This is a genomic window from Neorhizobium sp. PAMB6630, assembly GCF_058242775.1.
Map to the genome: position 1 here is coordinate 3,256,370 of NZ_CM177836.1, position 24,752 is coordinate 3,281,121.

Consider the following 24,752-nt stretch of genomic DNA (forward strand, 5'->3'; position numbering starts at 1 on the left):
GTTTCCTCAGCCAGATTGTGGACCTGAAGGGGCTTCGAAGTTACTAACAATGTGTTAACGTAGCGCCGGCTTGATGAAGACGGCACCGAGTGCAAGGCCCGCCATGTCTGCTGTGCAATATCCCTTCATAGACATCGCCGCGCATCCCAGGGTGCGTGATCATTTTGCGGCGGGCAAGGCGGTCGTGCTGTTTTCGCATGACATGGCGGACGTGCTGTGGGCCAATGGCCGCGGCGCGCAGCTGTTTGGCACTGACATCATCTACGACCTCATCGACCAGGGGCCGCCACGGCTGGATTTAACCGTGCGCCAGGCGCAGGCAACAGCGCGCCAGCTGCACGCGCCGGGCGACCACCGCACCTTCATGATGCGCATGACTTCCGGCTTCGAGCGGCTGGCGGTGCAGGCGCTGTGCGAGCTGATCGAACTGGCGGATGGGCAAACGGGCGTACTTCTCGCCGTGCCGGCCGCCGCCCAGCCGCCGCTTGCCGCCGAATGCGCCCGCCAGATGCTGGAGGGTTTTGACGACCCCAACACCCATGTGGCCGTGCTGGATGGCGATGGCCATGTGATTTCCTCCTCGGCCGATTTCGGCTCGATCAACCTTACCCCTCACACCGCCCGCATGCTGGTGACGCTTGCCGCAAATGACGGCGACCGACTGGTGAAACGCCCGGTGCCGACAGGCGCCGGTTATCTTCCGGCCGCCATTGCAAAGCTTTCCGATGACCCGGTGCTCAACCTGCTGTTCATCGTGGAGGCCGATGCCGGCGAGCCAGAGATCGCCAGCGAGGAACGGCCGGCGGCAGAGGCACCCGACGAGGTGGCCCCTGCCCTTTCCGTCCCTATGGCCGATCCGCGCCATGAGCCGGGTCCGGATGCCGCTGAGCAGGCGATCTCGCCTGTCATGGAAGACGCCATCGCTGAAGAGGCTGAAGACCTGCCGGAAGCTGCCGTGGCCGAAACGCCAGCGCCTGAGATGAGCGATGAGGCAACGCAGACGGAAACCGAAGACACGGCTCCCGTACTGGACGTCTCGGATGCGCCGGGCTCGCTCAATTCCGAAAGCGCCGAAGACACCAACAGCGTGGTTGCGGATGACATCGCGACCGACGAATTGGCGCCTGAACCGCCGGTTTCCGGCTTCCAGTTCCCGCGCGAGGCGCGTGCCACGCGGTTTGTCTGGAAGATCGATGCGCAGGGGGTTTTTTGTGAAATCTCGCCGGAACTGGCTGCCACCGTCGGCCCGCATGCCGCCGAAGTGGTGGGGCTGGGTTTTGGTGATGTGGCCGCCCTGTTCAACCTCGATCCCGATGGCAAGATCGGCGAGCTTTTGCAGCGCCGCGACACCTGGTCCGGCAAGACGATCTATTGGCCGGTGGAAGGCACATCGCTCTGCGTGCCCATCGATCTCGCAGCCCTGCCGACCTATACCCGCACCCGGGAATTCGATGGTTTCCGCGGTTTCGGCATCGTGCGCATTTCCGATGTCGAGGAAGATCCGCTGGCGCTTGGTCTGACCTTTGTGCCCGGTGAGCCCGAGATGCCAAGCCTTGCCGAGGACGCAGGTGCTACCGTTGTCGAAGAGGCTGACGAACCGGACAGCGTGCCTGAAGTCGCTAGCGCCGAGGCAGACGCCGGCAGTGCGGCTGAAACTGCGTCCACCCCGACACAAGAACCGGAAGAGCCGGAGACCTTTTCGTCTGCGCAGCAGCCGAAGGAAGCAACTGACGCGGCAGAACATGTCGAGGATACCGCAGAAGCGCCGTCCGAGACACTCGAGCCCCCCGTTGAAACGCCGCCGTCTTCGCCGATGCCGCTGCTGTGGCCGGCGCATGAAAAGCCCGCCTTGCGGCTGGTTGAAAATTCGCCGCGTTATTCCGACAAGGTCATCCGCATCGAAGACCGCCGTCCGGGTCCCCGCGAAGGTCTGACGCCGGTCGAGCAGGCGGCGTTCCGCGAAATCGCCCGCCGTCTGGAAGTGTTTCGCCAGAACGAGGAAGCCCCGGAACAGCCTCTGCCGCTGGCCGCCGATGAAGACGCGGCTGCCCGCGTGGAAGACAACGGCACTGACGCGCCCACCTTCGAGGCTTTTGCGGACCACGCCGAAGAGACGGCACCTGCTACCGGTGAAGATGCAGACCCCGCCGAACACCCGGCCGAGACGGAAACCGCAGACGAGACCGACGGTTTGTCCGACGAGGCGCTTTATGCCGACATGACGGCCGATGCCGTGCCGGAAGAAGAGGCGCTGGACGTCGGAGCGACGGAAACCGGCCTGCTGGACAACCCAGCATCGCCGGAGGTTTTTCCCGAAGCGGAAGAAGCAGCGATCGACGGTGCGGACAATGCCGCCGAGGACGACGCGGTTGCTCCAGCGGAAGATACGGCTGACGAAACAGAAATTGCCGATATTGCGGCTGCGCCGGAGGCGGCATCCGCCAACGACATGACAGCTGCGGAGACGCTTGAGGACGACGACGCCTTGGTTGCCGAAGGCACGCCCGCCGCAGAAATGCCTGCCGAAGGCATGCCAGCCGAGGCGATGGCGGAGGAGGCCACGCCGACGGATATCCTGCCAGCCGACACCGCTGAGGCCGAAAACACGCCGGTCGAGGATGCCATCGATGCCGATGGCGAGGAACGGATTTCGCTGGCCGAGGCCTATGCGCAGGCCATGCCGCTTCGCCAGCGCCCGGAGCTTTCATCCGATGTCGTGGACCAGATGCCGGTCGCGCTTCTCGTTCACAGCGGCGAGCGGCTGATCCACGGCAATCCGGAATTTTTGCGCCTCACCGGTTATCAGACACTGGAGGCGCTTGCCGAAGTCGGCGGGCTCGACGCCCTGCTGCAGCGCCAGGATCTGGAAGACAAGACGTCTGAGGCCGGCGGCATGGTGGTGGTGCGCGCCGATGACAGCCTCGTGCCTGTTACCGCCCGCCTGCAATCGGTGCGCTGGGATGGCGCAACCGCGCTCATTCTTGCGCTGATGCCGGTCAATGAGGCTGCAGCAGTAGCCGATACTGCCCCCCTTGACGAAACAGCACCCGCGGACCCCGACGAACACGCCCACCAGGCGGAAAAACTGTCGCGCATGGCGGTCGAGGTGGACGAGTTACGTGCCATTCTCGACACCGCAACAGATGGCGTCGTGATCCTTGGCGGCGATGGCGATATCCGCTCGATGAACCGGGCGGCCAGCGCGCTCTTCAACTATGACAATGACGAAACGGCCGGAAAGCCCTTCGTCATGCTGTTTGCCCATGAAAGCCAGAAATCCGTGCTGGATTATCTGGCAGGCCTTGCCGGCCATGGCGTCGCAAGCCTGTTGAACGACGGGCGCGAAGTGATCGGCCGGGAAGCGTCCGGCGGTTTCCTGCCGCTGTTCATGACGATTGGCCACCTCACCTCGTCCAACGGTTATTGCGCCGTCATCCGCGACATCACCCAGTGGAAGCGCACGGAAGAAGAATTGCGCAGTGCCAAGCGCGCCGCAGAAACCGCCAACGCCCACAAGAGCGATTTCCTGGCGCATGTCAGCCACGAAATCCGCACGCCGCTCAACGCCATCATCGGTTTTGCCGACATGATGGCAACCGAGCGGCTAGGCCCGATCGGCCACCAGCGTTACGTCGAATATGCCAATGATATCGGCCGCTCGGGCCGGCATGTTCTCGATATCGTCAACGATCTCCTGGATATTTCCAAGATCGAAGCGGGTGAGATGGAGCTGGATTTCGCAGCCGTCGGCCTCAATGAGACGGTGGCGGAAGCGGTGTCGCTGGTGCAGCCGCAAGCCAACGGCCAGCGGGTGATCATCCGCACGGCGCTGTCGCATGCGGTGCCGCCCGTCGTTGCCGACCTGCGCTCGGTCAAGCAGATCGTGCTGAACATTCTGGCCAATGCCATCCGCTTCACGCCATCGGGCGGCCAGATCGTCGTCTCCACCGCCTATGAGGCGAACGGCAATGTCGTGCTGCGCATCCGCGATACCGGCATCGGCATGACGCGCTCGGAACTGGAGCTTGCCATGAAACCGTTCCGGCAGGTGGCCGGCGGCACCCGCAAGCGCGGCGATGGCACAGGCCTTGGCCTTCCGCTGACCAAGGCGATGGTGGATGCCAACCGCGCCGCCTTCTCCATCCATTCGGCGCCGAACGAAGGCACTCTTGTCGAGGTCACCTTCCCCTCGCCGCGCGTGCTTGCCACCTGAGGAAGCCCTGCCGGGACAACCGCTTTTTTGCCAATTCCATCGGCCCGAAAACCAATTCCGGTTTCCGAGCCGATGTTGTAGAGCGTCTGGGGACGGTCTGCGGGGACAGACAAAGGATAGGCATGGCGGGGGAACCCTCTTTCAGCGCGGAATTTGCCGACGCTCCCAAGCGGGCGGGCGGGCCAGTTCGCGGGCAGGATGCGCGGCTCCTGTCTGGCGCGGCGCTTCTGGTGGCGGCCATTGCGGTTCTGCCGGTGGCATCCGTAGTCTGGATTGCACTTTTTGGCGGCACGGAGAGCCTTTCGCATATCCTCACCAATGTTTTGCCCCGCGCCACGCTGCGCACGGTGCAACTCGTTGTGTTCACCGGGCTGCTGACCAGCCTGTTCGGCATTCTCACGGCCTGGTTGGTCACCGGTTTCAGTTTTCCGTTTCGCCGGCTGTTATCGGTGGCGCTGGTTCTGCCGCTCGCCATCCCCTCCTATATCGCCGCCTACATGTTTGCGGAATTCCTGGGTTTCACCGGGCCGCTGCAGACATTCTATCGCGGGTTTTTCGGTTATCGCACGGCGCGAGACTACTGGTTTCCGGATATCCGCTCGCTCGGGGGCGCGGTGCTGGTGATGTCATCGGTGCTTTATCCTTATGTCTATCTCGCCTGCCGCTCGACGTTTCTCATGCAGGGGCGCGCGGCAGCCGATGTGGCGCGCACGCTGGGCGCCGGCCCCTTGCGTACCATGCTGCGCATCCAGTTGCCCATGGCGCGTCCGGCGATCATGATCGGGCTGACGCTGGTCGCCATGGAAACGCTGAACGATATCGGCGCCGTGGAATATCTCGGCGTGACCACGCTGACCTTTTCGATCTACGACACGTGGCTGAACCGGGGAAGCCTTGGCGGGGCGGCCCAGCTGGCCGTGGTGCTGCTTCTGGTCGTTGCCGGCCTCATCGCGGTTGAACGGCTGGCGCGCCGGCGACAGCGTTTTGTGGCAAACCGCACGACCGCGAGCGTCAACGATCGGGTACGGCCGAAGCTTCGGGGGGCGGCAGCACTTGCCGCCGTCACCATCTGCGTCGCTCCGGTGGCTTTCGGTTTCCTGCTGCCGGTTGCGATGCTTGCCAGTTACGCCGTGCGCCGGCTGGAACTGCTGCACGATCCGCGTCTGTTGAAAGCCTTGTGGAATAGCGTTCTGGTGTCGGGCTCGGCAGCGATTGCCACCGTCCTCATCGGTTTTCTTCTCGCCTATAGCCTGCGCACGCGCCCCAATGCGGCAGGCGGCATTGCCGGGCGCCTGGCCTCGCTCGGGTATGGCATGCCGGGAACCGTGCTTGCCATCGGCGTTCTCGTGCCGCTTGCCGCCTTCGATAATGGGCTGGATGCCCTGATGCGCCAGTATTTCGGCGTGTCTACCGGGCTGTTATTGTCCGGCACCGGCTTTGCCATCTTTTATGCCTGCACCGTGCGTTTCCTCACCATGGCGGAGGGAACGGTGGATTCCGGTTTCCGGAAACTGTCGCTGCATCTCGACATGGCGGCGCGAACGCTCGGACGCAACCGCTTCCAGACGCTGGTCAGCGTACTCCTGCCCAATATGCGGCCCGCCCTGCTGACCGCCGCCCTCTTCGTTTTTGTCGAATCGATGAAGGAACTGTCGGCCACCATTTTGCTGCGGCCGTTCAACTTCAACACGCTGGCAACGCTGGTTTATGAGGATGCCTCGCGCGCGCAGATCGAAAATGCCTCGATTGCCTCGCTGATCATCGTGCTCGCCGGTCTGGTGCCGGTGCTGTTCGTCTCCCGCTCGATGGAACGATAGGGCGGCACAGGAAAGGCAGCCGAAGCTGCCCTTCCCCAGATCGGTCAAAGCAAAGGGTTACGACTGCAGTTCGGCAAGCCCGGCAAACAGTTGCAGCGCTTCCGGATTGGCAAGCGCCTCCATATTTTTCACCGGCCGGCCATGCACGACTTCGCGCACCGCAAGCTCAACGATCTTGCCGGATTTCGTGCGCGGGATATCCGAGACGGCAATGACCTTGGCCGGCACATGGCGCGGCGTGCAACCGGTGCGGATACGGGTCTTGATCGCCGCAACCAGCGCGTCGTTCAGCACGACGCCATTGGCGAGCCGCACGAACAGCACCACGCGCACGTCATCATCAAAATCCTGGCCGATGCACAGCGCCTCCAGCACTTCCGGCATCTGCTCCACCTGATTGTAGATCTCGGCGGTGCCGATGCGCACACCACCGGGGTTCAGCGTCGCATCGGAGCGCCCATGGATGATCAGCCCGCCATGGGGTGTCCACTCGGCAAAATCGCCGTGGCACCAGATATTGTCAAAACGTTCGAAATAGGCGGCCTTATATTTTTTCTGGCCGGGATCGTTCCAGAACATCACGGGCATGGACGGAAAGGCCTTGGTGCAGACGAGTTCACCCTTTTCGCCGCGCACCGGCTGGCCCTCGTCGCTCCACACATCGACCGCAAGCCCGAGACCGGGGCCCTGGATCTCGCCGCGCCACACCGGTTTCAACGGGTTGCCGAGCACGAAGCAGGAGACGATATCGGTGCCGCCGGAAATCGAGGCGAGATGCACATCCGCCTTGATGCCTTCGTAAACGAAGGAAAACCCTTCCGGCGACAGCGGCGAACCCGTGGACGTGATCAGTTGCAGCGACGACAGGTCATGGGTTTTGATCGGCTCGAGTTCGGCCTTCCTCACCGCATCGATGAATTTTGCCGACGTGCCGAACACCTTGAACTTTTCGGCCTGCGCATAATCGAACAGAACCTTGCCGTCAGGCGCAAACGGCGAGCCGTCGAAGAGGCAGAGCGTGGCGCCGGCGGCAAGGCCTGAAGCCAGCCAGTTCCACATCATCCAGCCGCAAGTGGTGAAATAAAACAGCCGGTCACCGGGCGTGATGCCACAATGCAGGACCAGTTCCTTCAGATGCTGTAACAGGCTGCCGCCCGCCGAATGCACGATACATTTGGGAACGCCCGTCGTGCCAGAGGAAAACAGGATATAGAGCGGGTGCGAAAACGGCATGCGCGTATAGGCAATGGGCTTTACCGCATAAGGCGCCATCAGGTCCTCAAATGTGCGGCCATCGCTGAGCGAGGCCGCAAGGGCCACCGCATCACCGGCATAGGGCACGATCACGACTGGCACGTTCAGCTCTGCCGCGACGTCGCGCACCTTGTCGGCCACGTCCTGGCGCTTGCCATTATACCAATAGCCATCGCAGGCGATGAACAGTTTTGGCTCGATCTGGCCAAACCGGTCGAGCACGCCTTGGCGGCCGAAATCCGGCGAGCAGGACGACCAGATCGCCCCGATGGAGGCGGCGGCCAGCATGGCCGCAATGGTTTCGGGAAGGTTCGGCATCATCGCCGCAATCCGGTCTCCCGGCCCAATACCCAGCGCGAGATAGGCCTGCTGCAGGCGCGAGACATGAGAGCTAAGCTCATCCCAGCTCCAGCGATAGGCCACCTTGTCCTCGCCGCGAAAGATCAGCGCGTGGTCGTTACCGGTGCGGGTCAAGAGGTTTTCGGCGAAGTTCAGCATGGCATCCGGAAAAAAGCGGGCCGCCATCATGTCGTCGCCATGGATGAGGCTTGTCGCGCCGCGCTCGCCCTTCACGCCGCAGAAATCCCAGACCGCCGTCCAGAAATCGCCGCGCTCGGCGATCGACCAGGCGTGCAGGTCATCCGTATCGGCAAAGGTGCGGCCATGGCGCTCCCCACACCAGGCCATGAAGCTTGAGAGCGGTGCAGCTGCTTTGCGCGCCTCGGACGGCGTCCACAGGGGCATTTCCATATCCATGTTGTTTACCTCCACCCAATGCGACAGCTATATCATGTTGCGTTGCACGATAAAGGGTCGCGATGGCTGCTTTACGGCCATTTGAAGCGCACTTGCCGCACCGGTTTGCATGGCGCGGGCATTTCCGCTAACGAAGCGGCACGTTGCCCGCGCCCGAAATGATTTCAGGCGCCGCACCCTTTCTGATGTCTGCAAGCACGATGGCGAAATTCGCATGAGAGCCTTCACGCCACGCACAAAAATTGCTCGAATCGCGCTTTACGCTGGCGGCGGCCTCCTGGCGCTGACCATGCTGTTTCGTGTCGCCGCCCCGATTCTGGTGTCCTCGTCACTCGTGCGCGAGAGCATGGAAGACGCAGTAGAAAAATGGCTCGGCCATGATGTGACCATCGAGGGCGCGCCGGAACTGGAATTCTGGCCGCAGCCGGTCGTGACGCTGACGGGCATCACCATCCGGCAAGAGAACCGGCCGGATGCGCCGGTGCTTGGCCGTATCGAGACACTTTCAGCCGGCTTCAGCGTGCTGCAGGCGCTGCGCGGCGAGCCGGTTTTCCAGGATTTCAAGCTTGTCAGCCCCGACATCACCATAACCTCCGATGCGAACGGCGCGCTGGAATGGGGCAGCGACGGCATTCTGGGCGCGGCCGTGCGAAACGCGATCTCTCCACAGAAGGCTTCCGCCGCTGACATGCCCCTGCCGGATGTCGGCGATACGGTGATGGGCGACGTGACGGTCTCAGCCGGCAAATTATCGATCCGGGACCGCAGCGGACAGACCCTGCTGATCGAGGACATCAACGGCACGATCGACTGGCCAAAACTGTCCGCTGCTGCCGACATGCGGATGCGCGCCACCATCCGCGGCCAGGCAATCGATCTTGAGCTTGCTTCGCCGCAACCGCTGCTGCTTCTGGGCGGACGCGGCACGGATATCGATGCCACGATCAAATCGCCGCTGTTTTCTGGGCGTTTTGCCGGACGCGCCGACCTTGCCAGTTATGCCTTCTTTTCCGGAGATCTCGAACTCTCGATCCCGAATGTCAGCGATGTCGTGACCTGGGCGAACCTGCCGGTGCATACCGCGGACGACCTGCGCAATCTTTCACTTTCGGCAAGGCTGGTGACCTTGAGCAATGTGCTGCGCTTCGACCGCCTGTCGATCGAGGCGAATGGCACGCATGGCACCGGCGTGATGGATCTGAGCATGCAAAGCGCCACATCCGCCCCGCGCGTGACAGGAACGCTTGCCTTCGACGCCGTCAACCTTGGCGCGCTGGTACAGGCAATTTCCAACGACCGGCACTCAGGCGGCAGAGCGGATGTCGCGGCCGATCCGCCGTTTGAACGACAGCTGGGTTTCGACGTGCGTTTTTCGGTGAAGACGGCAAAGCTCGGCAGCCTGACGCTTGCCAACAGTGCCGTCAGCATCATCTCGGACGCGCAGCGCGCAGAGATCGAAATCCTCGACAGCGACCTTCTGAACGGCAGCCTGACCGGCCAGATCCGCATGCGGCTGCAGCCAAAACCGTCGACACGGGTGGTGATGTCCGCCCGCAACGTCGATTTCGAAACGCTGGCGCGGGATCTTTCGCTGCCGGGGCCGGTGCTGGCGGCAACAGGGTCCGTCGATCTTGACCTGCAGCTTGAAAAACCGCTGGCCGAAGCACATCCGGCAGACGTGACCGGCACATTCCACCTCTCCACGGGCGCGGGCCGCATCACCGGGCTGGACCTTGCCGCCCTGCGACGGCTCGCAACCGGTTCCAGCTATTTTTCGCTGAGCCAGACGACAGGCGGCGCCACGAGCTTCGACAGTCTTGTGCTTTCCGCAGAGCTTTCCTCCGGGAGCGCCGAAATCCAGGAGGCGGTGCTGGCCGGCCAGCCTTATTCGCTGCGCCTGTCCGGTGTCGTGCCCTACGAGACGCAAAGCCTGTCGCTCGCCGCCACCATCTCGGATGCCACAGTGCCCGATCAGCCGCGCACTGTCTTCATCGGCGGGGCTTGGCCGAACCCGGTGATCTGGCCAGCACCGACAGCGCCGGCGCCCGCCATCGGCCCGTAAATTTTACGGCGAAGAGAAACATTCGACACAACTTTTGCGGAACAAAGCCCTGCATCGCCTGTTCGATCTCCAGTCAAGCCCTTGAAGGAGATCACAATGCGCGCGCTCAACATCATCACCCTTATTCTCATCATCGTCGGCGGCATCAACTGGCTGCTGGTCGGCATTGCCGATTTCGATCTTGTCGCAACCATCTTCGGCGGTCAGGATACGGCGCTGGCGACAATCGTCTATGTTCTGGTCGGTCTCTCGGCCCTCTGGCAGCTGGTGCCCCTCACCCGCTCGATGCAGGTTGGTGAAACGGCCGCCCAGGCAGACCTTCGCCGCCACTGATCTTCAACCGATCATCTGATCGGCAGGCGCCGGTATCCCTTGAGGATGCCGGCGTTTTGCTGTGCGGCAAGAGCGCCTTCAGGTGGCGCCGCGAATGGCGTCGTGTTCATCGCGGATGCGGCGCAGCTCGGACCGCTTGGTGGTAATGGACGTGGCGATGACGCCGAGCGTCACGAGCCCGATGAGGATGGTGCAGATGGCGTTGATTTCCGGCGTTACGCCGAGGCGCACCTGGCTGTAGATCTTGATTGGCAGCGTGGTGGCGCCGGGGCCGGTGGTAAAGCTTGCAATCACCAGATCATCCAGCGACAGCGTGAACGCCAGCATCCAGCCCGAGACGATGGCCGGCAGGATGAGCGGCAGCGTGATGGTGAAAAACGTGCGCACCGGCGGGCACCCCAGATCCTGCGCCGCCTCTTCAAGGCTGCGATCAAATGTCAGCAACCGCGACTGCACGACGATCGCCACATAACACATGGTAAAGGTGGTGTGGGCGATGGTGACGGTCCAGAAACCGCGGTCGACATTCATCGCGACAAACAGCAGCAGCATCGACAGCCCGGTAATGACTTCTGGCATCACCAGCGGCGCATAGACCATGCCGGTGAAGGCGACGCGGCCGGGGAACCGCGGAAAACGCACCAGCGTCAGCGCCGCAAGCGTTCCGAACACGGTACCGAGCGTGGCGCTGAGGATACCGACGCGCGCCGTGACCCAGGCGGCATCCATCAGCCCCTCGTTCGACCACATCACCTTGTACCAGTTCAGCGAAAATCCGCCCCAGACGGTGACGAGACGCGAGGCGTTGAAGGAATAGACGACGAGAATGATGATCGGAATATAGAGAAAGGCAAAGCAGAGGGTGAGGATGGTGGCATCAAAGCGCGCTGGTTTCATGGTTCAGCCCACCTTCTGCTGCTGGTTCTGGAAGACGACGATGGGCACCACGAGCGCCAGCAGAAGCAGCACCGCGACGGCGGAGGCGAGCGGCCAGTCGCGGTTGCCAAAAAATTCCGTCCACAGCGTCTTGCCGATCATCAGCGTTTCGGCTCCGCCCAGAAGATCGGGAATGACGAATTCGCCGGTGATCGGGATGAAGCAGATGAGCGCACCGGCAATGACGCCGGGCAGAGACAGCGGAAAGGTGATCTTCCAGAAGGCCTTCCATGGCGGGCAGCCAAGATCGCTTGCCGCTTCCAGCAGCGTACCGTCCATCTTCTCAAGCGCCGCATAAAGCGGCAGCACCATGAACGGCAGGTAGGAATAAACGATGCCGATGAAGACCGCATAATCGGTGCGGAAGATGTTGACCTGCTCGTCCGGCCCCAGCACGCCAATCGCCTGAAACAGAAGCGTCAGCAGCCCCTCCGGCTTCAGGATGCCGATCCAGGCGTAAACGCGGATGAGGAAGGATGTCCAGAACGGCAGGATCACCATCATCATCAGCGTCGGGCGGATGGTGGCGCGCGCGCGCGCCATGGCCAACGCCATGGGATAACCGATCAGCAACAAAAGCAGCGTGGAAATGAACGCGATGCGCAGCGATGACAGGTAGGCGTTGATATAAAGCGGGTCTTCCGTCAGGAACTGGTAATTCTCGAAATCCAGCTGCGCGAAGAAATCGCCGATGGCGCCGAAACCATCAAAGGTCGGCGCATAGGGGGGCATGGCAATGGCCGTATCCGACAGCGAAATCTTGAAGATGATGAAGAAGGGTGCGGCAAAGAACAGCACGAGCCACAGATAGGGCACGGCAACGACCAGCCAGCGCAGCGGGTTGGTTTGCGAGGATGCTCCGGTTTCGGCCATGTCGCTTCTCCCCTCCCGCTACCGCGTCAGAACCAGGCCCGCATCAAGCGGCCAGGTCAGCCACACTATGTCTCCGAAGGTGATCGGCCGGTCGACAAGGCGCGAGACATTGGCCTGCGCCGCGCGTAAAATGCGGCCATCGTCGAGCTTGACCAGAAACACCGAGAAATCGCCGAGATAACCGATGTCCCAGACCTCGCCATGGGCGGTGTTAAAGCCGGTCTTTTCCGGCTCATCCAGGGATATGCGGACCTTTTCCGGCCGCACAGCAAAGCCCACCTGATCGCCGTTGGTGACCTTGCAATCCTGCTCCACCGCAATGGCCAAGCCATCGCTTTCCAGCCGCACGACGGGCGGATGGCCATCGCGCAGGCAATCACCGGCATTGTCGGTGACAGTGCATTCCAGAATGTTGATATCCCCGATGAAATCGGCGACGTAACGGCTGTTCGGCGCCTCGTAGATTTCAGCCGGCGTCGCCACCTGCACGATGAGGCCCTTGTCCATGACGGCGATACGGTCGGACACCGTCATCGCCTCTTCCTGATCGTGGGTCACGATGAGGAAGGTCAGCCCCAGCGTGTGCTGGATATCCATCAGCTCGAACTGGGTTTCCTCACGCAGCTTGCGATCGAGCGCGCCGAGCGGTTCATCGAGCAGCAGCACTTTGGGGCGCTTGGCAAGCGAGCGGGCAAGGGCCACGCGCTGGCGCTGGCCGCCGGAAAGCTGCGCCGGCTTGCGTTTGGCAAAACTTTCAAGCTTGACGAGTTTCAGCATTTCCTCGACGCGGGCGGCAATATCGGCCTTTGGCAAGCCGTCTTGCTGCAGGCCGAAAGCGACGTTCTTTTCCACCGTCATATGGGGAAACAGCGCATAACTCTGGAACATCATGTTCGTCGGGCGCCGATAGGGCGGCACGCCGGAGAGATCCTTGCCCTGCAGGAGAATGCGGCCCTCCGTCGGCTCCTCGAAGCCTGCCAGCATGCGCATCAGCGTGGTCTTGCCGCAGCCGGATGGCCCCAGCAGCGAGAAAAATTCGCGCTCGTAAATATCGAGCGTCAGGTTATCGACGGCAACGAAATCGCCGTAGCGTTTGGTGATGTTTTCAAAGCGGATGAAGGGCACCGCCGCCGGATCGGTCCAGGGCGAGAATTTGCGTTTAACCGGTCCGAGAGATTTTGCCATGCCCGCCCCACCTCGTTCATCCAACCGTCTCTTTGAAACCCGGTGGCGCAACCGCCACCGGCAGGACTTGCAGAATCGACCTTTGCAGGATCGGCCGGGCGCTTACTGGCCGGTCTTGATCGCCGTCCATTCGCGGTTGATGACGCGCTGGGCCTTAGGGTCATAGGGCGAGATGGTGAACAGCTTGGCAAGCGTCGCCTCGTCAGGATAGACGGACGGGTTCTTCACCACCGCCTCGTCCATCAGCTTCTGTGCCGGAAGATTGCCATTGGCATATTGCACGTAGTTGGAGGCCTTGGCGATCACCTCAGGCTTCATCAGGTAGTTGATGAAGGCATGGGCTTCCTCGACATTCTTGGCATCCGCCGGGATGGCCAGGTTGTCGAACCACATATAGGTGCCTTCCTTCGGGATGACGTAGTTGATCTCGACGCCGTTCTTGGCCTCTTCCGCGCGGGTTTTCGCCTGCAGGATATCGCCGGACCAGCCGATGGTGATGCAGGTATCGCCATTGGCCAGTTCCTCGATATAGGCAGAGGAATTAAACGTCTTCACGCTGGGGCGGATCGCCTTGTAGACGGCGGCGCCAGCCTGCAGGTCGGCGGTTGCCTTGCTGTCGGGGTCCTTGCCGATATAGTTCATGGCAATGGCGAAGGTCTCATCCGAAGCGTCGAGAATGTTGATGCCGCAGCTCTTCAGCTTCGCGGCATTTTCCGGCTTGAACAGCACGTCGAAGCTGTCGATCGGCACATCGCCAAGCGCAGCTTTGACCTTGGCGACATTATAGCCGATGCCGGTCGTGCCCCACATGTAGTTGACGGCATACTGGTTGCCGGGATCGTATTTTGCCAAACGCTCCGACACGACCGGCCAGAGGTTTACAAGGTTCGGCAGCTTCGACTTGTCGAGCTTCTGGAACACGCCGGCCTGGATCTGGCGGGCAAGGAACGGGCCGGTCGGCACCACCACATCATAACCGGAACCGCCAGCGAGAAGCTTGGTTTCCACCAGCTCATTGCTGTCAAACACGTCGTAGACGACCTTGATGCCGGTTTCCTTGGTGAAATCGGTGAGGATGCTTTCGTCGATATAATCGGACCAATTGTAGACATGCACCACACGCTCCTGAGACAGGGCGGTTGTCGCAGCAAAGGCAACCGTAGCGAAAGCTGCAAGCGAAATCGTCGTCAAGCGCATGATGTTCTCCTGTTCCCCTCATCCCGGCTGAAGCACATCACCGCGCCCGCCCAGAGATGATTATCTGTTTTGTTGGGAGAGTAGAAAGGAAACCTTCAGCCCACAAGCGGAAATGTGTGGCATTGCACAAAAGAGCGCCATTCTTCCAAAAGATCATTGAAAATCAAAGGCGCTGAGGCCGGTCACCATCTCGTCCAGCCCGAGCGGCCGGGTGACCGGCGGCTCGGCGCGGGAGAGACAGCCCTGTCGCTCGCAGAGCCGACAGGCAGTGCCGGCGGCGACGCGTGCGGCCGGAAGGTCGGCTGCCGGTCCATAAACGGTTTCGCCGGCAAAGCTCATGTCACAGCCGACCAGCAAGGCCGTGCGGCGCAACCGTTCGCCAAACCCCGCCTTCGGCCCCTCGATGGTGCGGCAGACGGTGAGGAAGGCTCCACCATCCGGCATATCGACGCGCTCCGCCAGCACCTGCCCCGGCTGGGCAAAGGCGGCGTGAAGGCCAAGCTTCGGACAAAGGCCGCCGAAACGCGCTTTCGGAAACCCTTGCGCGCCGGCCCGGCGAAGGATGTTGCCGGCATGATCGGCCTCCATCAGGAAAAACGCCGGGGCTTTGTTTCCAGCCCTCTGCAGCGTGATCAGCCGCTGGGCCGCCTGCTCGAAGGAGACCTCGAAGCGGGAGGCGAGCACGTCGATATCGTAATGGCAACGTTCAGCGGCAGCGAGAAACGTGGAGAGCGGCATCATCAGCGCATGGGCGGCGTAGCGCGCCAGCTCGAACCGGGCAATGCGCAGTGCCTCGCCGCTCGACAGACCGAGATCCACAAGCTCCTGCGCAATCTCGTCCTTCAGCGCCAAAAGCGCCACCTCCTGCGCAATCTCGCGGGTGCGATCGGCAACCGACAGCCGCTCGGAGAGGAAAAGTCGCATGGAATGGCGGTCATAACGCCGGCGCAAGGTCGGCATCACATGCACCGGAAGCTGGCGCACCACGATGCCATGGCCGGAGCGCAGGAAGGATTTCAGCGCGCCCGCGAGATCATCGCCGGGGGTGAGCTGCGCAAGAAAGGTTTCGGCCGCCGCATCGATATGGGGAAAGACGAATGGGCGCGCTTCCAGCGTCTGACGTACCTCGTCCATCGGCAGATGGGCGCGGCCAAGCGAAGTCTCGTGCCCCTCGCGCGCCAGAAGATCGGCGAGATCCGACAGGCGCGACGCCTGCTCCTTGTAGGCGCGAAACAGCTTGATGACGCCGATGGCCGCATTCGGCGCGCCCTCCGCCATTTCGATCAGTTCCTGATCTCCGGGGATTTCGCCCGCCAGCAGCGGATCGGCAAACACCTCCCGCAACTGACCGGCCAGCCCGCCGCCCTCGCCCTGCAACTGGTCGAGATCGACCTTGTAGACGGAGGACAGCCGCAGCAGCAGCTGCACGGTCAGCGGTCGCTGGTTGCGCTCGATGAGGTTCAAATAGGAGGGCGAGATGCCAAGCCCCTCGGCCATGGCCGTCTGGGTGAGGCCAAGGGTCAGCCGCACACGCCGCACGCGCGGCCCGGCAAAGATCTTGCGTTCGGCCATGTGACATCCTTTGACAGATTGCTCGCCCCGCCATTTGTGACAGGATTTACATCTTCACAAACTCGTCCGTCAAAAGCAAGACAACCTAACCTCTTTCATCGCACTGAATACGCTTATTTTCTGGCAGCTTTTTGCAGCGCACTGTAAATTCTGTCTCAGACATCGAGGCTACCAAACAACAGCTTCGAAAGACCACATGAGCAGGGAGAGAACATCATGACAGAATTTTACAATCTCGTTCCGTCCGCCCCCAAGGGCCGTTATGACGGCATCACGCGCCCTTACACGGCCGCCGATGTGAAGCGCCTGCGCGGTTCGGTGGAGCTGAAATATTCGCTGGCGGAAATGGTGGCGAACCGGCTCTGGCAGCTGCTCGACCAAGAAGATTTCGTCAATGCGCTCGGCGCCCTTTCCGGCAACCAGGCCATGCAGATGGTCCGCGCCGGGTTGAAGGCGATCTATTTGTCCGGCTGGCAGGTCGCGGCCGACGCCAACACGGCCTCGGCCATGTATCCCGACCAGTCGCTTTATCCGGCAAATGCCGCACCGGAACTGGCCAAGCGCATCAACAAGACGTTGCAGCGCGCCGACCAGATCGAGACGTCAGAGGGCAAGGGCCTTTCCGTCGACACCTGGTTTGCCCCGATCGTTGCCGATGCGGAGGCAGGTTTCGGCGGGCCGCTGAATTCCTTCGAGATCATGAAGGCCTTCATCGAAGCGGGTGCGGCCGGCGTGCATTACGAGGACCAGCTGGCGTCTGAAAAGAAATGCGGCCATCTCGGCGGCAAGGTTCTGATCCCGACGGCGGCCCATATCCGCAACCTGACGGCTGCCCGTCTCGCCGCCGACGTCATGGGCACGCCGACGCTGGTCATTGCCCGCACCGATGCGGAAGCCGCAAAGCTTCTGACGTCAGACATTGACGAGCGCGACCAGCCTTTTGTCGATTATGACAAGGGCCGCACGGTCGAGGGCTTTTATCAGGTGAAGAACGGCCTTGAGCCGTGCATCGCCCGTGCTGTTGCCTATGCGCCCTATTGCGATCTCATCTGGTGCGAAACGTCGAAGCCCGATCTGGAACAGGCGCGCAAATTTGCCGAAGGCGTCCACAAGGTGCATCCGGGCAAAAAGCTTGCCTACAATTGCTCGCCCTCGTTCAACTGGAAGAAGAACCTGGATGATGCGACGATCGCCAAATTCCAGCGTGAGCTTGGCGCCATGGGCTACAAGTTCCAGTTCATCACGCTTGCTGGTTTCCACCAACTGAACTTTGGCATGTTCGAACTGGCGCGTGGTTACAAGGCTCGCCAGATGGCCGCCTATTCGGAGCTGCAGGAAGCCGAATTTGCCGCCGAGATCAACGGCTACACGGCAACCAAACACCAGCGCGAAGTCGGCACCGGTTATTTCGATGCCGTGTCGGTGGCGATCTCCGGCGGCCTGTCATCGACGACGGCAATGAAGGAATCCACCGAACACGACCAGTTCCGCCCCGCGGCGGAATGAAGACCCGAGAAGGCCCTCTCTGCCCTGCCGGGCATCTCCCCCACAAGGGGGGAGATACGATGCGGCAAGCGTCCCGTTTCCGCATCAGAGGGTGCGTCCGGGTTAAGCCCTCCCCCTTGTGGGGAGGGTTGGGAGGGGCCTTCAGCCCAGCATCCACCGCCCAAGAACCCCTGAATCCAAGAGGAGAAATGCCATGAACGTCCAGACCCGCGTCAAGGAACGCGCCGAAGAACAATCGACCACCATGACGACAGACCAGCAGTCGGCCATCCGCATGCTCGCCAACGACCTGCACCGGCTGAACCATGCCGTGATGAAGGCGGTCGATGCCGGCGTCTCCGTCGAACTCGTCCGCTCCGCCCGCCACCACGGTGGCGAGGGCAACTGGGGCGACCTGCTGATCCCGGTGATCGTTGCCACGCCGAGGTGAGGATGCTCCTCCGGCAAACGTAGAAAGGGCGCCCCGAACGGCGCCCTTTTCCATGAGATCATCAATGTCGAGAACGGTAATTTAAGCCGCCCGGCGAGACCCCGCATGCCCCATCTCGATGCGGAACTGTTCTACCAGTTGCATCAGCACGTCGGCCTCGGAGGCAAGCCTTGCGCTGGCCTGGCTGGTGTCGGCCACCATGGCGCCGTTCTGCTGGGTCAGCTGGTCCATCTTGTTGACGGTGCCGTTGATTTCCTTCAGCGCCGAAGACTGGTCCTGGCTTGCGGTGGCAATTGATTCCACGTGGCGGCTGGCGCCGGAAATCTGTTCGCTGATGGCGGCGAGAACCTTGCCGGCCTGCTGGACCAGTTCGGAGCCGTTGCGCACCTCGTTGCTCGACTGGTTGATGAGGTCCTTGATTTCGCGGGCAGCACTGGCGGAACGTTGCGCAAGTTCCCGCACTTCCTGGGCCACCACCGCAAACCCTTTGCCCGCCTCGCCGGCACGCGCCGCCTCGATGCCGGCATTCAGCGCCAGAAGGTTGGTCTGGAAGGCGATATCGTCGATGACTTCGATGATCAACTCGATCTTCTGCGAGGCTTCCTCGATGCGACCCATGGCATCCACGGCGCTGGACACGACGGTGGAGGAACTGTCGGCGGTCTTGCGGGTGGTGGAAACGGCCTGGTTTGCCTCGCGGGCCCGTTCGGCCGAATTGGTTACCGTCACCGTGATTTCATCGACGGCGGCTGCGGTTTCTTCCAGCGAGGCAGCCTGCGATTCGGTGCGGCGCGCCAGATCGTCGGAGGAGGCGCTAAGCTCTGCCGTGCCCTTCTGGATCGACAGCGTGCTGTGGCGGATGCGGCCCATCGTATCGCGCAGATTGGTGATTGAGCGGTTGAAATCCACCCGCAACTGTTCGAGGCGACCGGAAAACGCGGTTTCGATGGTGCGCGAAAGATCGCCCTGCGAGAGATGCGCGAGCGCGGTGCCGAGTTCGGCCACGGCAAAATCGATATCCTGGTCGACGCGCTGCTTTTCCGCGTCGCTGCGACGGCGGTCTGCATCGGCTTCGGCGCGTTCGCGTGCGGCAGAATTTTCCACGGCCTGCTTTTCGCGCGCATTGCTGCGGAACACTTCAAGCGCCCGGGCGATATTGCCAAACTCGTTGCGGCGGTCGGCATAAGGCACCGCCACATCTTCCCCGGAGGAGATCTTCAACACGGTGCCGGTCAGCACCGTCAGCGGCCGCACGAGGCGACGGATCATCACGAAACCCAGAAGCCCGACGGCTGCAATGGCGATCAGGCCGGTGACGATCATCACCCAGGCAGTGGACGAAATCTGGGCAAAATAGACTTCTAGCGGAATGCCGATGAACAGCACGCCGCTGACGGCGCCGGCCGCATCCTTCACCGGGAAATAACCGGTGACGAAGCTGCGGCCGAAGAGGACCGCCGGGCCATAATAGGCCTCGCCCCGGGCGAGAAATGCCTGGGCCGGATGGTCGGCGGCAAGTTTGGTGCCGGTGGCCCGGTCGCCATTTTCCTTCTTCACATTGGTGGAGATGCGGACGAAATCGCTGCCCTGCTTCTGGAAGACGGTGGCAACGCCGTTGATCGACTGGGCCGTGCGGTCCACCAGAGAATGATCGGGCAATTGCAGGACGCCCTGCTGGCGCACGCCCGTGACGACCGCATTTGCCACCTGGATGTCGGAGCCTTCCACCGAGGCATCGTAAAGCGTTGCCATGGCCCGCATTGCCGCACGGGCGTCGGTCGCGGTCTGCTCCATGATGTCGGCGCGCATATAGGTGTAGGTCATTCCCCCAACCGCTGCGACGGCGACGACAACAAGCGAAAGACAGAGAAGAAGAATACGCGACGTAACGGACGCGGGCAAGATTTTGGACATGAGGCCCCCTTCATGAAACCGATCACTGCTCAGTAAAAGTCAGCTTACATCAGTAAAGTAAAAGAGACCTAAACTTGCGCATCATCAATTGAGGAGATCGTTTTGGGACAGGGGTCGGGCCAGCAAAAACGCTCTTTGCCCGCGCCTTGGTGCGCAGGCAGAGAAGGTGACGCTCTCGTGGATCAGCCGTGGAGATGAAACCGGGCAACAGCAATCAGGCAACCGGCGGTCAGAAACGGCATATCGCTCAAGGTCTGAGGATGGTTCAGAAAATGCCCGGAAGCGCCAGAAGCGCGGCGCTGGCGCAGACGGCCAACACGAACAGGGAAAGACGAAGGCTGGCCTTGGTACGGGCTTCAGCAATGGCAATGGCACGCGCGCGGTGTTTATGCATGGTACGATCCCCAGAACAACAGATTTTCTGCCGCGAAACGACAGACAGGCGCGACAATTCCTTCATCGGTCAGAACTGTGTGCGCATTGCGGCACCCGGTGCAAAAAACACGCACTGGATGCCACCGCAGACCTTTCTCGCATAAGAAGCCGAGAGGCTGAGCCATCGGGATACAGAAGCGAGGCCCTCAGAATGCGACACGTTACTTAAGAAGTACTGAATAGAGACAGTGCCATGTATGCCGGGCAGCTGTCGAGCCCGTTTATGGTAAAAAGCCTGCCGGCAGGTGCTGCCGACAGACTTTTCCTGCGCCATAATCAGGCAGCGCTGCGCTGCGCGTGACCACCCTGACCGTGCTGTTCGAGGCGGAACTCCTCAAGCAGCATCACCAACTGGTCCGCCTCTTCGGCAAGCTGACGGCTTGCGGCGCTGGTTTCTTCCACCATCGCGGCATTCTGCTGGGTCAGCTGGTCCATCTGGCCAACGGCACCGTTCACCTCGTGCAGCGCCGAGGACTGATCGCGCGAGGCCGTGGCAATATCCTCGACATGGGCACTGATGCTGGAAATCTGCGCGCCGATCGTGGCCAGTGCCTCGCCGGTCTGCTGGACAAGATGCGAACCGGTGGCAACCTCCTGCGTGGAGGCATTGATCAGGCCCTTGATCTCCTTGGCAGCGCCTGCGGACCGCTGGGCAAGCTCGCGCACTTCCTGCGCGACGACCGCAAAACCCTTGCCGGCATCGCCTGCACGGGCAGCCTCGACGCCTGCATTCAGCGCTAGAAGATTGGTCTGGAAGGCGATGCCATCGATGACCTCGGTGATCTGGGCTATCTTCTGCGAGGCACCCTCGATGCGCTGCATGGCCGAAATCGCATTGCCAACCACCGTCAGCGAGCTATCGGCGCTGCGGCGTGTCTCGGCAACGATGGTGTTTGCTTCACGCGCCTTGTCGGCAGCAGCGCGTACATTCATCGTCACTTCGCTGACGGCAGCGGCCGTCTGTTCGAGCGAGGCCGCCTGGGTTTCGGTACGCCGCGACAGGTCGTCCGTCGATTGCGACATCTGGCGGACATTGCCCTGGATGGCCACGACATTGCCCTTGATCAGCGACATCGTCTCCTGAAGGCGGGTCATCGAGCGGTTGAAATCGGTGCGCAGCTGTTCAAGGCGCCCGACGAAGGGCGTATCGATGGTGGCGGAGACATCGCCTTCCGCCAGACGCTCAAGGCCGGATGCAAGCGTTGCGACGGCAAACTGGATCTGCCGGTCTATGTCCTGCTTTTCCCGTTCGTTGCGCGCCCGCTCAGCCTCTGCTGCGGCGCGCTCCTCTTCGCTTTCCGCCTCGATGCGCACTTTTTCGCGCGCATTTTCCTTAAAGATGCCAAGTGCGCGCGCCATGTCGCCGATCTCGTCCCGGCGCGCTTCGCCGTCAATCGCCGTATCGAGGTCACCCGCGGCAAGGCGGCGCATGGTGGCGGCAATCTGCAGGATCGGACCCTTGAAGGTGAAGACCAGCCCGATGCCGGCAAAGATCGCCACGAGAATACCGAGCGCCATGGCACCGACGGAAATCTGGTTGGCTTTTTCGCGCTCGGTTCCGGCCGCATCGCGCTGGTGAGCGGCAAACTGCGTCAGGTTGTTCCAGATGGTGTTGATTTCCTGCTCGGCTGCGGAAAAGGCATTGAGCCGCTTCTTCGACAGGTCAAGAAGGGTGATGGACTTGTCCTCCAGCGTGATGATCAGCGGCAGGATCGAAGACGCGCGGTCGCGTGCTTCCTTCGGAAAGCTTCCATCGGCCTTCATCGTGCCGGCCGATACGTCCAGCGACATCAACGCGCCCTGCAACTCGGTCAGACCGTTGCTGTCAGGAGAAGACGCGTAGCGGATCGTCTTCAGCTCCAGAACCTTGACCGCATCGAGCACCTGGCGGGCGGACACGAGAAAATTTGTCGCTGCAGCAATCGGTGCATCGAGCTGGCCGAAAACTTCGGTTGCCTGGCGTGCCTTGGTCGTGGCCGCGCCCTGAAGGCGGATGGCAGCCGGCCGCATGAGGTTGACGGCACGATCCGTCGCCCCGATCGTTGCATCGTTGACCACGCCGATCTCCAACTGCCTTGCCATCTGCTGAACGCTGTCCTGAAGCTGATCGGCAAGCACCTTCTGATCCAGCGGCAGGGCGGGGCCGATATCCGCCACGGCTACCTTCAATGCCTCGACCTGGGCTTTTGCCACCGCCATCTTCTGGTCCGGCTGGGATTGGCCGTTAAAATCCGTCACCAGCTTCGACAGGATGCCGGCGCCGCGCGTCAACTTTTCGGCGTCGCGCAGCAGCGCCTTGGCCTTCACCTCGTCGATGGCAAGGTTGTCGCGGGTCACGGTCGCATAGTTGAGGATGTCGGCCTGATGTTTGACGATGGCACCGAGATCCTGGTCGATCCCCTGGCGCAGCGAGACCTCATCCTGGTAGAGCGACCACAGCTTGCCCACCTGGGCGCCGATGGCGCTTGTGCCTGCAATTGCGGTGCCGATGTCGGTGTTGTCGCTATCGATGCTGGAGGCATCGCGCACCGCCGTCAACAGTTCGGCCTGGCCGGCGATCTGCTGGTTCAGCGTCACCCGCGTTGCTTCGCTCGGATGCTGGAGGAAATCGCTCATGCCGGAATAGACCTGCTTGAAGCCGCTCAGCGATTGCAGCACCGTGTTGGACATGTCCATCCGGGTCTGCAAAAGGCGCGATGCGTAAAGACCCGACAGGCCCACCGCCGAAATACTGAGGACAAAGGGGACAATAAACGCGATGACCTTCGTCTGGATCTTGAAGCGTGCAAGCAGGCGATCGACGACCATGGAAAAAACCTCTGAAATATGCGCAGCGGAAAAGAGCATGCCCTTCAAGATGAGGGCCTGTTCTGTTTTGTCATCCGCCGCTAAACAATCTCTGAAGAATCGACCTAGAATGGTACGGTTGAATTTTCGACTATACTAAAACGAGAAAACAGGCCGTTATCTGTATCGATCCGGAACATGTCGCCGCAGCGCCAGAGTGCGTAACTCAGAGAGCGCCGAGCGCCTCGCCGCAGACATGGCCGGAGGCCCAGGCCCACTGGAAATTATAGCCGCCGAGCCAGCCGGTGACATCGACGCATTCCCCGATGAAATAAAGGCCGGGCACGGATTTCGCCTGCATGGTGCGGGAATCGAGCGCTGCCGTATCGATCCCGCCCAGCGTGACTTCCGCCGTGCGATACCCTTCCGACCCCGCCGGCTTTAATGCCCAGGCCTGCACGGCTGCGGCAACCGCAGACAGATGCCGGTCGGGCTGGTCTGCCATGGCGCCGGACAGACCCATTTCGTCTGCAAAGAACTGCGCAAGCCGTCGCGGCAGGATCTCGCCAAGTGCTGTCTGCAAAGCCTGACGGCCATTGGCCTTGCGCGCCGCTTTCAGCCGCTCCAGCACATCGATGTCAGGCTCCAGCTTCAGCACCACCTCTTCGCCCTCGCGCCAGTAGGAGGATATCTGCAGGATGGACGGGCCACTGAGGCCCCGATGGGTAAACAGCAGCGCCTCGCGAAACGACGTCTTGCCGTGGCTAACCTCTGCCTCCACCGCCACGCCTGACAGCGCCGACAGCTTTTGCAAAAGCTGCGGATCAAGCGTCAGCGGCACCAGTCCCGGCCGGGTCTCGGTCACGGCCAGGCCAAACTGTTCGGCCAGCCGATAGGCAAGGCCGGTCGCGCCCATTTTCGGGATGGATTTTCCGCCGGTTGCCACCACCAGCGCATCCGCCTCCACCGTGCCGCCGTCGAGCAGGATGCGAAAACCGCTCTCGGTCTTTTCCACCGCGTTGACGGCCTGCTGCAGTTCCAGTGTCACGCCGCCGGCGCGCATTTCCTCCAGCAGCAGGCGCACGATGTCGCGGGCGCTGTCATCGCAAAACAGCTGGCCGAGCGTCTTTTCATGCCAGGCGATGCGGTGTTTTTCGACAAGCGCCAGAAAATCCCGCGGCGTGTAGCGGGCAAGCGCGGACTTGGCAAAATGCCGGTTGGTGGAGATGTAATTGGCCGGCGATGCGTGGAGATTGGTGAAATTGCACCGCCCGCCGCCGGAAATGCGGATTTTCTCCCCCGGTGCCTTGGCATGGTCAAGCACCAGCACGGAGCGTCCAAGCCCGCCGGCGCGCAGGGCGCACATCATGCCGGCCGCCCCCGCCCCCAGCACCACCACATCATATTTGCGCTTCACCGGGCCTGTCCCTGTCATCGATCGTCTCCTCCTGTTTGCGATCCCAAAGGCAAAGTCAATTGGTT

The 24,752-nt window shown here is 61.8% G+C and carries 16 protein-coding genes; 6 read left to right on the forward strand and 10 right to left on the reverse strand.

What is annotated here, in order from left to right; all coding sequences use genetic code 11:
* Window positions 1-103 precede the first annotated feature (103 nt).
* Window positions 104-4,213, forward strand: a complete 4,110-nt coding sequence (locus AC4CWF_RS15540; RefSeq protein ID WP_491282537.1) for an ATP-binding protein — start codon at window positions 104-106, stop codon at window positions 4,211-4,213.
* A gap of 122 nt (window positions 4,214-4,335) precedes the next feature.
* Window positions 4,336-6,030: an ABC transporter permease gene (locus AC4CWF_RS15545; protein WP_491282538.1), complete on the forward strand. Its 1,695-nt coding sequence runs from the start codon at window positions 4,336-4,338 to the stop codon at window positions 6,028-6,030.
* A 57-nt stretch (window positions 6,031-6,087) separates the two neighbouring features.
* Here AC4CWF_RS15545 and AC4CWF_RS15550 read toward each other — a convergent pair whose 3' ends face one another.
* Window positions 6,088-8,040 (reverse strand): acetoacetate--CoA ligase, encoded by a 1,953-nt coding sequence (locus AC4CWF_RS15550; RefSeq protein WP_491282539.1) that lies wholly within the window; start codon window positions 8,038-8,040, stop codon window positions 6,088-6,090.
* A 214-nt stretch (window positions 8,041-8,254) separates the two neighbouring features.
* Here AC4CWF_RS15550 and AC4CWF_RS15555 point away from each other — a divergent pair, with 214 nt between their 5' ends.
* Both AC4CWF_RS15555 and AC4CWF_RS15560 read left to right on the forward strand, forming a co-directional pair.
* Window positions 8,255-10,102, forward strand: coding sequence for an AsmA family protein (locus AC4CWF_RS15555; protein WP_491282540.1), 1,848 nt, complete (start codon window positions 8,255-8,257; stop codon window positions 10,100-10,102).
* Window positions 10,103-10,198: 96 nt separating this feature from the next.
* Window positions 10,199-10,435, forward strand: coding sequence for a DUF378 domain-containing protein (locus AC4CWF_RS15560; protein ID WP_491282541.1), 237 nt, complete (start codon window positions 10,199-10,201; stop codon window positions 10,433-10,435).
* A 78-nt stretch (window positions 10,436-10,513) separates the two neighbouring features.
* Here the strand turns inward: AC4CWF_RS15560 and AC4CWF_RS15565 are convergent, their stop codons facing one another.
* The 5 genes from AC4CWF_RS15565 to AC4CWF_RS15585 all read right to left on the reverse strand — a co-directional run bounded on the left by AC4CWF_RS15565 (window position 10,514) and on the right by AC4CWF_RS15585 (window position 16,198).
* Window positions 10,514-11,332 (reverse strand): ABC transporter permease, encoded by an 819-nt coding sequence (locus tag AC4CWF_RS15565; RefSeq protein ID WP_491282542.1) that lies wholly within the window; start codon window positions 11,330-11,332, stop codon window positions 10,514-10,516.
* Window positions 11,333-11,335: 3 nt separating this feature from the next.
* A complete protein-coding gene (locus tag AC4CWF_RS15570) occupies window positions 11,336-12,244 on the reverse strand; it encodes an ABC transporter permease subunit (RefSeq protein WP_491282543.1) in 909 nt (302 codons plus the stop codon).
* 18 nt (window positions 12,245-12,262) lie between these two features.
* Entirely contained in the window at window positions 12,263-13,429 is a 1,167-nt protein-coding gene (locus tag AC4CWF_RS15575) for an ABC transporter ATP-binding protein (protein WP_491282544.1), read from the reverse strand.
* Window positions 13,430-13,531: 102 nt separating this feature from the next.
* Window positions 13,532-14,626, reverse strand: a complete 1,095-nt coding sequence (locus AC4CWF_RS15580) for a polyamine ABC transporter substrate-binding protein (protein ID WP_491282545.1) — start codon at window positions 14,624-14,626, stop codon at window positions 13,532-13,534.
* A 153-nt stretch (window positions 14,627-14,779) separates the two neighbouring features.
* A complete protein-coding gene (locus AC4CWF_RS15585; protein WP_491282546.1) occupies window positions 14,780-16,198 on the reverse strand; it encodes a helix-turn-helix domain-containing protein in 1,419 nt (472 codons plus the stop codon).
* 216 nt (window positions 16,199-16,414) lie between these two features.
* Between AC4CWF_RS15585 and aceA the strand changes: the two genes are divergently transcribed.
* Window positions 16,415-17,704 (forward strand): isocitrate lyase, encoded by a 1,290-nt coding sequence (aceA, locus tag AC4CWF_RS15590; RefSeq protein ID WP_491282547.1) that lies wholly within the window; start codon window positions 16,415-16,417, stop codon window positions 17,702-17,704.
* Between the two features lie 193 nt (window positions 17,705-17,897).
* Window positions 17,898-18,134, forward strand: a complete 237-nt coding sequence (locus AC4CWF_RS15595) for an SMc00767 family acetate metabolism repressor (protein WP_491282548.1) — start codon at window positions 17,898-17,900, stop codon at window positions 18,132-18,134.
* An 81-nt stretch (window positions 18,135-18,215) separates the two neighbouring features.
* On the opposite strand, the gene AC4CWF_RS15600 is transcribed toward AC4CWF_RS15595, so the two are convergent.
* From AC4CWF_RS15600 to AC4CWF_RS15615, 4 genes are all read right to left on the reverse strand, one after another.
* The gene (locus AC4CWF_RS15600) at window positions 18,216-20,048 is read right to left on the reverse strand and encodes a methyl-accepting chemotaxis protein (RefSeq protein WP_491282549.1); all 1,833 of its coding nucleotides are present in this window, start codon (window positions 20,046-20,048) and stop codon (window positions 18,216-18,218) included.
* A gap of 265 nt (window positions 20,049-20,313) precedes the next feature.
* On the reverse strand, window positions 20,314-20,442 hold the full coding sequence (locus AC4CWF_RS15605) for a hypothetical protein (protein WP_491282550.1): 129 nt from the start codon (window positions 20,440-20,442) through the stop codon (window positions 20,314-20,316).
* Between the two features lie 317 nt (window positions 20,443-20,759).
* The gene (locus AC4CWF_RS15610) at window positions 20,760-23,291 is read right to left on the reverse strand and encodes a methyl-accepting chemotaxis protein (protein WP_491282551.1); all 2,532 of its coding nucleotides are present in this window, start codon (window positions 23,289-23,291) and stop codon (window positions 20,760-20,762) included.
* 205 nt (window positions 23,292-23,496) lie between these two features.
* Window positions 23,497-24,705: a BaiN/RdsA family NAD(P)/FAD-dependent oxidoreductase gene (locus tag AC4CWF_RS15615; protein WP_491282552.1), complete on the reverse strand. Its 1,209-nt coding sequence runs from the start codon at window positions 24,703-24,705 to the stop codon at window positions 23,497-23,499.
* Window positions 24,706-24,752: the final 47 nt, after the last annotated feature.